Origin of the sequence: Aquiflexum sp., assembly GCF_041749095.1 — a bacterium.
In the GTDB taxonomy this organism is placed as follows: domain Bacteria; phylum Bacteroidota; class Bacteroidia; order Cytophagales; family Cyclobacteriaceae; genus Aquiflexum.
In genome coordinates, this window is the sequence record NZ_JBGTCA010000337.1 from 1 (window position 1) to 11,153 (window position 11,153).

General features: G+C 40.4%; 7 protein-coding genes. All 7 read right to left on the reverse strand.

The annotated features are described in order from the left end of the window. Window positions 1-638 (reverse strand): DNA-processing protein DprA (locus ACEW8O_RS15325; protein WP_373495498.1); only part of this gene is annotated, 638 nt, incomplete at its 3' end. A 1-nt stretch (window position 639) separates the two neighbouring features. After that, window positions 640-2,736: a RecQ family ATP-dependent DNA helicase gene (locus ACEW8O_RS15330; RefSeq protein ID WP_373495499.1), complete on the reverse strand. Its 2,097-nt coding sequence runs from the start codon at window positions 2,734-2,736 to the stop codon at window positions 640-642. A gap of 58 nt (window positions 2,737-2,794) precedes the next feature. Beyond that, on the reverse strand, window positions 2,795-6,217 hold the full coding sequence (locus tag ACEW8O_RS15335; RefSeq protein WP_373495500.1) for a DEAD/DEAH box helicase family protein: 3,423 nt from the start codon (window positions 6,215-6,217) through the stop codon (window positions 2,795-2,797). Further along, window positions 6,214-7,431, reverse strand: a complete 1,218-nt coding sequence (locus ACEW8O_RS15340) for a restriction endonuclease subunit S (protein ID WP_373495501.1) — start codon at window positions 7,429-7,431, stop codon at window positions 6,214-6,216. Before ACEW8O_RS15340 ends, ACEW8O_RS15335 begins: the two co-directional genes overlap by 4 nt. Further along, a complete protein-coding gene (locus ACEW8O_RS15345) occupies window positions 7,428-8,921 on the reverse strand; it encodes an N-6 DNA methylase (protein WP_373495502.1) in 1,494 nt (497 codons plus the stop codon). Before ACEW8O_RS15345 ends, ACEW8O_RS15340 begins: the two co-directional genes overlap by 4 nt. Before the next feature lie 93 nt (window positions 8,922-9,014). Further along, window positions 9,015-10,226: a hypothetical protein gene (locus ACEW8O_RS15350; RefSeq protein WP_373495503.1), complete on the reverse strand. Its 1,212-nt coding sequence runs from the start codon at window positions 10,224-10,226 to the stop codon at window positions 9,015-9,017. Next, window positions 10,210-11,153 (reverse strand): ATP-binding protein (locus tag ACEW8O_RS15355; protein ID WP_373495504.1); only part of this gene is annotated, 944 nt, incomplete at its 5' end. The genes ACEW8O_RS15350 and ACEW8O_RS15355, both read right to left, overlap by 17 nt.

The following is an 11,153-nucleotide window of genomic DNA, read 5'->3' on the forward strand; positions in this document are numbered from 1 at the left end:
ACCAGTTTGTTGTCCATGATGTACCTTCTATACATGTTGTCAGAAGATTTTTTCATCAGGCTATCAGCAAGAACTCCCAAAGCAAAGCCATTAAGCTCAAGTATCCCTGTAATCGAATGTTCGTCCACTCCTCTTGCACCACCGGAAACTACTCCGAAACCCTGTTCATTCAATTGACTGACTATGTTTTTTGTGGTCTGAATATCATCAACTGCAATATTCCTGGAACCCACTATTCCTATATAATTTTTTGATAGCAAGTCTTTATTCCCTATTCCAAAAAGTATTGGGGGTACTTTATCTTTTAAAGTGGTTTTGATCGATTCCGGATATTCAGCGTCACCTCTGTTGATAATCCATATCCCGGCTTTTGTCCATTTTTCCAACTTAAGGGCCAAGGCCATTTTGCGATCCAATAAATCGATGATTCGCTGTTTTGAGATTTTGCTTTCTATCCAAGAATTAAGAATAGATTCGGGATTGCCCATGAGTAAATCTTCAGGGCCTAATTCTTTTGATCGCAACCACCTGACCACTTCATTCCATTCAGTTATAGTCAGAGGTTTAGTTTCTTTATCTAAGTCTTTAGAAAGATAAGAAGTAAGTAATAATATGGCTTTTGTTCTTTCGGAAATCATCTTAATCGCTAACTGAGGTGGAGGTAAGTGCTACAGGATAAACAGGGCCGGAACCATTCTCTTTTAGTAATGCGGCGGCAATGGTAAAAGTCCACCGCGAATCCACTGCATCATCGACTAAAAATAAGGGTTTATTTTCAACTTTGCCATCAATCTGGAAAGCTCCATCTAAATTTGCGCATTGATGAAAGCTGTTTTCCTGTTCTTTTTGGGCTTGTGTGTTTTTTGCTTTTATAAGAATAGGGTGAAATGGTATTCCCAATTTGTCCGCAAGCCTCCTGGCAAAGTCAGGAACTAAATTGGGATGTCTTAATGAAGGAATGCAGGTAAGCCATTCGGGGAAAGGTTCCGGTTTCCATCTTTGCGTAATCATTTCATACATGGCATCCACCAAATCATCATTGAAATGACCATGGTGTTTTCCATCCGCGACTATTTGCCCCCATCCAGCATCGCCCCAGATGGATAATGCTTTCCCTGTTTCTGCTTGAAGTTTAAGCGGTAAATTCCATGCCCAACCATAGATGGGTAATGCGCCTCTTGGAATTTGTTTTCTAGGCTCTAGATCAAATTCTGAATGTTTGAGGTAAATGGAAGCCTCCAGTATATTTTCATGTTTAACAGATCTTGGAATCAAATCTTCCCCTAAACAATTGGCGCATTTTCCACATGGGCCAGCAATGGGGTCATCCAATTGATCCTGAAGAAAGTTCATCAGACAACCCTCAGTAGCAATATATTCTTTGACACTTTCCCATTCTTCCAGTCTTTGGTTGGTCAACCTTTGAATTTTTTCTGTGTCCATTGTATAAGGTACTGCAGTCCTTTTCCATTGCGTACCAATTTTTGTAATGGGGGATGGATCTTCTACGCTTAGATATTTCAGCGTTTGTTCGATTTGTCCCTTTTTTACATTCAATACTTCTTGCAGCTTTGGGATAGACAAGCCATCATGCGTTTCCAATGCTTCCAAAATCTCGTTCACAATCTCTTCAGGAGGAAACGCCCCTTCCCTGAAATATTTGTGAACATCGGCATCTTCCTTACCAAACAGCAAAATTCCATAAGCACTTGGGATAGCTCTCCCTGCCCTCCCTACTTGCTGATAATAACTGATGATAGATCCGGGTGCCTGAAAATGAATAACAAAACTTAAGTCAGGCTTATCATATCCCATGCCCAAAGCAGTGGAAGCTACCAAAACCTTAAGTTCATTATTGTAAAGTGAATCTTCCAAAAACTCCCGATATGTGTTCGAATCGTCAAAGTTTTCATCCTCAACTCCTGAATAGTAGGCCGCCGCATCAATTCCGCAAAAATTTAACCATTGCGTTACTGTTCTTGCATCTCTTTTTGTTAGGACATATACAATCCCATTTCCTTCCATGTGTGGAATGTTTTCTTTTAGCCAAGCTAACCTTGACGCTTGATCTGGAAGGGTGATGTTTTGGAGCAGGAGGCTTTCCCTGGTCAAAGTACCTCGGATAATTTCAATGCCGCCAAGTTGTTCCTCAATGTCTGCGATTACTCGGTTATTTGCGGTAGCAGTAGTTCCCAAAACAGGCATACCGGCAGGCATTTGTTTTAGAATCCCCACTATCCGACGATAATCGGGCCGGAAATCATGTCCCCAATCGGAGATGCAATGGGCTTCATCTACCACAAACAAACCTATCCGATCTGCGATTGGATATAAGACTTTTTCGATAAATCCTTCATTGGCCAATCGCTCCGGGGAGATCAATAAGGTATCTATTTCATCTCTTAATACAGAAGCCTTCACGCTGTCCCATTCATCAAAATTAGTGGAGTTGATCGATGCAGCTTTAATTCCTAATCTTCCAGCGGCTTCGATCTGATTTCGCATTAAGGCCAAAAGCGGAGAAATGATAATACTCGGTCCCTTACCTTGAATTCTTAGTATCTTAGTGCTGATAAAATAAACAGAGCTTTTGCCCCAGCCTGTCCTTTCCAAAACAAGCAGTTTCTGTTTTTGAACTGTCAATCTCTCTATGGCTTCCCATTGGCCATCTCTAAAAACGGCATGTGGGTCTTTTAAAGATTTTCGTAAAAGCGATAAAGCTAACTCCTTGCTCATAAACAATAGAATTTTAAAAATTTAACTTAAAGAATCTTATTGGTTGCTATTTCACGCCTCACCCCACCCCCTGATTAATCCTCTTCACTATCTCAAAAACCTGATCTGAAACTTTGGATCCAAATACTGCATCGATTCCGCCATCATGGATGTTTTTGAACTGCTTTCCGGTATAAAGGTCGCCCACCTCCAAAAGGCCTTTCTGGGACAATGATTCCACAATTTCCTGAAGGAATTTGACCTGAATATCAGAAAGTCTCTGGGTCCGCTCGATTTCTACAAAAGCTTCTTTTACAGCTAATTTGTCCAGGCCCATCATTTTTCTAATCAGTTCATCTAGTGAATTGTCCGTTAAAAACTCCTGAAACCCTTCTCTTTCATCTTCAGAAATGTCTTGCATGAAAATCCGGGTCAGGCTTTCCAATTCGGCACTGGTGATTTTATGAAAACGCCTGACTTTTTGAATGGCCAAATGGTTTTTATGCGCATCCAATAGCGTTTCCAAACGCTTTCTGTAATTCACCATTTGGCCTCCGAATTTACCGAGTGGCATTTGTACCTCTAATCTACCATCAACACGATCCTGGAAATTGGTATGGTAGATCACCTTATTCTTTCGGTCTATCAGACGGATGATGTTCCTGAGTTCACTTCTCAGATGGTCAATGTCGGGTATGGATGGGGATTTCCAAAACTCAGGTAGCATGCTCATTTCGATCGAGGCTAATTTGGCTTTGATCTGAGGTACATTTTGCTTGGTAGCCAGAGACTCAGCGGTCCCTTGCACCTTTGCCACCAAGGATTCCAGTTCCGGTGATTTTGTAAGCTGGGCAAGTTGGATACGATAAAGCAGCAAATCAAATCGCTTGGCGTATTCGTCAGGATCATTGAAATCGATGATGGGAGCAATTTTTTGGGATAGATCTCTCCAATCACTTGTAGGATTTAGGCTGTCCCAAACGTTTCTGTCTTCATATTTTAGCACCGTTTCCAAGACCCTTCTTACTGAGATATTCTGGGTTCTATCCAGTAATTTGGCAAACTGGCCATAGATCCTATCGGTCAATTCTTTTTTAAATTCTTGATTGATTTTGTCCCCAGCATACTCCCGTTTACCCAATTCAAAAACAAGTCTGAGCATTTGGTTGAAAATCTGTGTGGATAAGGAAACCATGGAATTTCCGGGAATGCCTTCCGGCTGCAGTTCGAAAAACTCAAAATTGCCGCAAAAATCAAACAGGTAGAAAGACTCCTTGTGCAGCCCCGGCCCAAACAAATCTTCACACTTTCGGGTACCCCGGCCTATCATTTGCCAATATTTGGACTTGGAGTAAACAGGCTTGAAAAAGACCAGATTCACCAACTCGGGTACATCGATGCCTGTATCCAGCATATCAACTGATGCAGCAATCCTTGGAAGCTTGTCTGCTACCTTGAAATTATCAATCAAACTTTGGGATTTGACGGTTTCATAGTGAATAGCCTGACAAAAATCCCCTCCATAAGAAGGGTATTGTTCGGCAAATACTTTTACGATCAGTTCCGCATGATCTTTATTTCTGGCAAAAATGATGGTCTTTCCTATTCTATCGTTTACCTGAATCCCTTCATTCATCAATTCCTGAAGCACCAAACGAATCGTGTCCTTATTGAACAGCCATTCATTGATCGCTTTGGGGTCAATTTCTTCGGGTACGGAACCATCCGGCGCAGCGAAAGTCTCCTGATAGCGCACTTTTTCTTCCTCATTCAACTCGGCAAACTTGATCCCTTTACGGATAAATCCCAAGTCAACTTGTTTTCCCTTGGGAAGTAACAAATGGTTGTCGTTTGCGGCTTCGAAGAGGTCATAATTGTAAATGGGTTCTTCATGCCCATGTCCAAAAAACTCGAAGGTATCGAAATCCACCTCATCACGGGGTGTTGCGGTCAGGCCAAGAACTAGGCTATCGAAATAGTCAAAAATATGTCCATATTTATTGTAGATCGAACGGTGTGCCTCATCCACAATGATCAAATCAAAGTGACCAATTCCATATAACCGGTCTTCTGTCTCTATCAGGTTGATAATCGTCTGATAAGTAGAAAAGACGATTCGGGTAGCCATATCATCTTTCTCTTGGGTAATGTCTTTGCAGGAATAAGCGGGCAAATATTCAGCAATGGCCTTTTTCGCTTGGTCAACCAAAGCAGTCCGATCAGCCAAGAACAAAACCCGCTTTGCCCAATTCGCCTTGGCCAATACTTCAATGATTCCGGCAGCGGTTCGTGTTTTCCCGGCACCTGTCGCCATTACTAAAAGGCCTCTTCTATGATTGCCTATCAACTGAACTTTGTCGCAAAACCGCTTCATGGTCCGGGTAATGGCTTCCAACTGATAGATCCGACCTTGGCCACCGACAATGCTTCGGTTGGGTTCTATGGCCAAGGGATGTATCCTTGTAGATTTTTTGTGCTGTAGCCATTGGAGTTCTTCTTTGCTGAGGAAGCCCATTACTTTACGGGGCGGGTAGAAATGATCTTCCCAAAGCCAAGTCGTAAATCCATTGGAATAGAAAATGACAGGCCGCTGTCCATATAGTTGCTCCAAACCATCTGCATACAGCTTGGCTTGATGCTTACCGATTTCCGGGCTTTTGATGGTTTTCTTGGCTTCGATGATTGCCAAAGGTTTGTGGTCATCGTCCCAAAGTACATAATCTGCCTTGCCATAGCCTGATGGAAAGGCATTCGTAGGCAGGCCAGTGATCTTGAATTCGGAGACATTTTCTCCCTTGGGATCCCAACCGGCTTCCTGAAGCAGAACATTGATCAATCGGATACGGGTATCTTCCTCGGTCCAATCTTCCGGTTTGACCTTGGCGGCTTCCCCTTTTTCTTCCCTTTTGGTTCTGAATGCAGCACGCTCGGTTTCAAAAGCTTCCCGCTCTCCCTGCAGTTGAAGCTTGAGTTCTTGGAGTTCCTTCTTCTCCGTCAGGATTTCGTCCTGCAACTTTTGCTGCTCTTTTTGGGAAACTGAGGAAGACGACAAAGGAATGAGTGCGACATCAAATGGCTGAATATGAGGAATTTCATCCTGATAGTTTGCTGCCAACTGCAACAGGAAACCATAAAGCTGTTCCACGGCAGTAAGTGCTGCCTCTTTGGTAATGCTCTCCCGATTTCGATGGGCAGCTTTATTCCCAATATGCTTGATGTTAAACAGCAACTGATAGAGGTCTGCATCATCTACCAATTCCCGGAAGGCAGCCTCATTCATCAACTCATCCAAGGTCAAAAACTTCCCTCCATTCCGCTGACGTAATTGTCCCAGGGTAGGAAGGCTATCGTCGTGATCATAAAGCCAATAAACGGCATGCTCCAATCCCAAGCGACTATAAAACACCGAAACCCGAGGATCGGAAAGCACATACTTTTCAGCGGCTATCGCATGCTCTTTGACTTCTTGTAAGGTATGGTCGAGGAATTGGAAATTGCTCATGGTGCTACAGTGAGTTCTTTCTGTTTGGGTTCTGGAAACAATTCTCCTGTAAATGCCCGTTGTAGCAAGCTTTGGTAGAGTTCTTCTGCCCGGTTTAGCTCCAATTGGGTTTGGGCTTTTTGCTTTTCTATTTGGGAGATGATGGAGGCGAATTGGTTTTGGAGATTGAATGGAGGAACATTTATTTTTAGATTTGAGAGAATCTGTTGATTTATATTTTGAATGTTAGCCCCACGCCCTCCATTTAACATAGCTTTTTTAAATCTTGAATTTCGAAATAATTGGGTTAAGTAAACAGTTGAAAGGTCATTGCTTCCAAGTCTAAATCTTATGCAAAACCCACTAAAAGAAACTGTTTCTGATTTTGGATAAACAGCAACGCATCGACCCACTAGCTCCTGATTACCATTAGACCTAACAAATACCAAATCACCATCTTTTAACAAAAAATCCTTGGAAGGTAAAGCAGAAATACTAATTGAAGATAAACCCATGAAATCATCAATTTGATATTTGGATTTAAAATCTCCAACTCCAATACATTTGATTTCAAACCCAGAATCATCTTTGCTATAGTTCAATCCATTTTTAAAAGATCCAAAAATCCCAAGTGGCTTCACCTCCCACCCCTTTTCATTTTTCACAGGATCGCCAAACATATCCAAAAACACACTTTGGGCAAGCTGATCATATTTTACAAGGATCTGCTGAGAGCGTTTGCGGATGGCATCGGCCTTGTCGAGGACTGCTGCGATTTTTTGTTGGGTGGGGAGTGCGGGGAGGGGGATAAGTACATTTTCAACCTTACTTTTTGAAAGTTCTTTAAAAGTTGCACCATTTCCTATATCTTGAAGATATGGAACAATTTTTTTGATTGCATAATAAAGATATTCCACATCAATTTGCTTCCCTGGTACTAAGCTTTTAAAACCTTGATTTGTGGATGTCTCAGTTAGGTTTATTGCTAAGTGCCCAATTGGAGCTCTTGAGCTCAATAGTAGTGAATTTGGAGGAATTAGCTGTGCAGAACAACTTTTCAGTCCTAATTCACTTATTTTCTCAGGCGAATTTTCAATATACTTACTGGAAATTCCACTTAAATCTTTTGGGGTAAACCAATTGAAATTACCATTCTTCCAAAACTCTTTAACTTCTCTTTTTGGAGTAGCTCCGCTAACCACTTTACAGCAATTCCCAATTTTAACCATTTTCATCGTAACAGTGCCTCCAACACTTCCAGGTTTTGTCGATTTTCTTCGATTAAAGCCTTCAATCCCTTCTCCCCTTCTTTGCCGTTAATGATTTCATTTGGCGTGTCATAGTCCACTGCCTCATACACAATTTCTTTGTAGCGGTTGATACTCAAATCCCAATCGTTTGCCTCAATCTCTGAAACTGGCACCAAAAATGACTTAGCTGTTCTTTCTCTATGGGCTTCCACTTCCAGCGAATTCCATCTTGCTATGATATCCGGGATGTCATTTTGTTCGATGGGATTTCGTTTATCATCCAAGGTATAGCCATCGGCTTTCATATCGTAAAACCAAACTTTCCCGGTACCTCCCGAATTGGTTTTGGTAAAGAGCAAGACCGCCGTACTTACTCCGGTATAGGGTTTAAAAGTACCCGAAGGCATGCTAATTACAGCTTGTAGGTCCTGATTTTTAACCAGTTCCTTTCTGACCGCTTGGTAGGCTTTGTTGGAACCGAAAAGTACACCTTGCGGAACAATCACCGCAGCTCTACCCCCTACTTTCAGCATTCTGAGCATTAGGGAAATAAACAAAAGCTCTGTGTCCTTGGTCTTGGCAAGGCTAAGGACATTGGCACTGACCTGATCGTAATCCAACTTTGCCGCAAAGGGAGGGTTTGCCAGAATCAGGGAAAACTCTTCTTTGTAGGTATTGTCATCCCCCAAGGCATTCACCCGCTTCAATCGGGGATTTTCAATGCCGTGCAGAATCAGGTTCATCGCCCCGATCTGCATCATATTGGGATCGAATTCCAAACCCGTAAACATTTCGGAATTGAAGTGTTTGATAAATTCATCCTTTCGGAATTCCTCGGGATGATGTCCCCGTAGATGCTCTTCCGTCATGACCAAGAATCCGCTCGTTCCTGAAGCAGGGTCACAGATTTTATCCAATGGCGAAGGCTTGACCATATCCACCATCATGCGAATGACATGTCTTGGCGTCCGGAAAGCACCCATCCGCCCCGCAGAAGTCAGCTTGCCCAACATATACTCATAAAGATCTCCCTTGGTGTCCCGGTCATGCATATTGAGCCCATCAATCAGTTGGACCACCTTATCCAACAAATAAGGAGAATAGCCCCCAAACATGGCCTTATCAAAATAACTCGAAATCTCGGTATTCTCCCCACCCACATTCTTCATAAAATCAAAAGCCGTGACCGGCCTATCCTCAGTGGTTTTGGTAAACACCTCCATCAGCTTCTCAGGATCAAAGTTTTTGAAAGTACTCCATCGGATTTCCTGTTGATCCTCCGAGTAGATGGGGTTTTCAATAGCTTGTCCCAGCCGATTCGCCTTTTTCTCCTTAAGGGATTGCTCTTCATCCAATCGTTTCAAAAAGATCAGATAAGTCACTTGCTGTATGACCGAAAAGGGTTCAGAAAATCCATTGGAATAGTAAGTATCCCAGATGGTATCGATTTTATTTTTAAGTTCGCCGGTGATCATGTTGTAGGGGTAAATTTCATTTGGTAAGTATAAAGGTTTTTAGTGAAGTCGAGATGCATAGGTACATTTCTATTTAATTCTTTGCTATGTGCTTTATGGATTTTTTTCTTCTTTTGAAAAATTAACTTCAGAAAGAACCACATTCTTTGAAAAGTATTTATATCCATTTTTAGATTTATTTCCATTTTCCTGCAATGACGTTACCTTAAGAGAATCACCAATCTTGAATTTATTTTCAACTGCCCCTTTTAGAAGAATACATTCTCCACAATGGTAATTTCTATTAGAATCTAATTCAAGGATTCCTGTGATAAAATCCGGAACATTTTCAGTATTGATAGAACTCCAAAGTTTTTTGTTTTTCTCTTTGTCCGAGTTCAAAAGCGCATACTTCTCAAACCAAATAAATATATCAATTAATTGGAAGGTGATAGAATATAAGAGATAAGGAGTGTCTATTTCTCTTTTGTGCTTATCAAAATTGTACTTTTTTGTTTGCTTATCACTCTGAGTATGAGAAGCTGAGCCTGTCAAAAAAATTATGTTTTTAACCATATCAGATATAATCTTAGTAAAATGTGCTTTTTTGCATCTGATTTTCAGGTGAATACAATCGTAGCCTGATAAGAAATTACTCGATTCGGATAGATTGATTTCTCCATCCTCGGAAATGCATTTATCGTGAAGTAAGCCTAATTGATTAGCTTTTCTGAATAATAATTCTAATTCCTTTCGAAGTGGATTAAAATGAAGGGTGTCGTTGAAAGAAATGCTTGGGTTCTTCAAGTTCTTCAAAATTTCAGAAAAAGTAAAAAAGGACTTTGGGCTTATAAATTCACAAGCTTTAAAGAGTTTTGGATATTCGTTTTTTATAAGAGTATTTCCCCGTTTTTGAATTTCAAGATTAATTCTTTCAAATAAGGCGTCATTTTCAAGCCCCTTTTTAAATATAGGAATGCCATCAATAAAGCTATTGAAGGTATCATCATCCATCAAATCTTTTTGCCCTGTAAAAATGAAATGTGGGATTACACGGTTCTTGGAAAGCTCTTTTATTCGGTCAATTGAATATTTAAGCCCATTGAGTTTAGCAACCTCATCTTCTGAATCCTTAAATCCTTTCGCATCCAAAATAACCGCATCATATTTCTCCAGATTCTTTTCAAGCTCTGCAATTCCATCTTTGGCGACTTTAAATGGCTTTATATGGAATCCTTCACTTTCTCTGTCTAAGATGGCTTCATTTTTTTCCCATTCATCATCGATCCAGATAATTTGAAAATTTAGTTTAGTTTTCTGATTCATCGTAAGGTATAGGTAAGATTACATCAATGATTACAGGGAATTCTTCTTCAGGAAGATCGTGAATGATTACTTTTCCTCCAAAATGATTCACAATATCACATACCTTCCATGAACCAATGCCCTTATTCCCGAATTTTCCGGCTTTTTCCCCTTTAATACAATATCTATCCGCCATTCCTTTCGGAAATGGATCCCCATTGTTTCGAAAGGAGAAACAGATTGAAGAAGAATCCTCAGTACAAGAAATGGTGATTTCAATCTTATATTTCTTGGTTCTATCAGTGAATCCATGTCGAATAGCATTCTCAATTATATTGTTATATATTTCTTGAAAAGAATTCTTTGAGATATTTATGTAGCCGTTATGTAAAATAAAGTTCTCCACAACGGATTCTGTAATAAATTTGTCATAGTCTCCAACTATTTCGTTAATAAAAGTTCCAATATCCCAGACGTGTTTGATTTCGAAATGCTCTGTACTTTGAGGGCCTTTAGCCATAACACCAGGGAAGTATTCCCAAACATAAAGAAGCTCTCCTTTGCCATAATTGAACTCATTGGTGATGTTATCAATATAATAAAGGGAATCGTCAATACTTTCTATCATAATTTCAAATCTTTTTTTCACTGTCATATTAGTGGTGGAATTAATTATTGTATCAGAATTTAAAACACCTTCGTTTTCAAGTAAAAGTTTATAAAGCTTGTTTGCTGATTCTTTTACATTATTCATGTGTTGCATTATGTTGTGTTTCTTTAGACTCAGGTCTTCTTTTTGATCTTTTTTGATTTTACGAATTTCATTTTGAAGACCTGAACTTATGAGTCGATTCTCCACAGCCTTTTCTCGCAATTCCTTCAACTCTATTTTTTGTTCTTCTAAAGAAGGGATTTCAATTTTAAACTCTAGGATGTCGTTAGGGGATA

What these genes read in the sequence shown, in the direction of transcription:
- ACEW8O_RS15350 (WP_373495503.1), bottom strand. Translation starts at nt 10,226, where the DNA reads ATGAATCAGAAAACTAAACTAAATTTTCAAATTATCTGGATCGATGAT.
- ACEW8O_RS15335 (WP_373495500.1), bottom strand. Translation starts at nt 6,217, where the DNA reads ATGAGCAATTTCCAATTCCTCGACCATACCTTACAAGAAGTCAAAGAG.
- ACEW8O_RS15330 (WP_373495499.1), bottom strand. Translation starts at nt 2,736, where the DNA reads ATGAGCAAGGAGTTAGCTTTATCGCTTTTACGAAAATCTTTAAAAGAC.
- ACEW8O_RS15345 (WP_373495502.1), bottom strand. Translation starts at nt 8,921, where the DNA reads ATGATCACCGGCGAACTTAAAAATAAAATCGATACCATCTGGGATACT.
- ACEW8O_RS15340 (WP_373495501.1), bottom strand. Translation starts at nt 7,431, where the DNA reads ATGAAAATGGTTAAAATTGGGAATTGCTGTAAAGTGGTTAGCGGAGCT.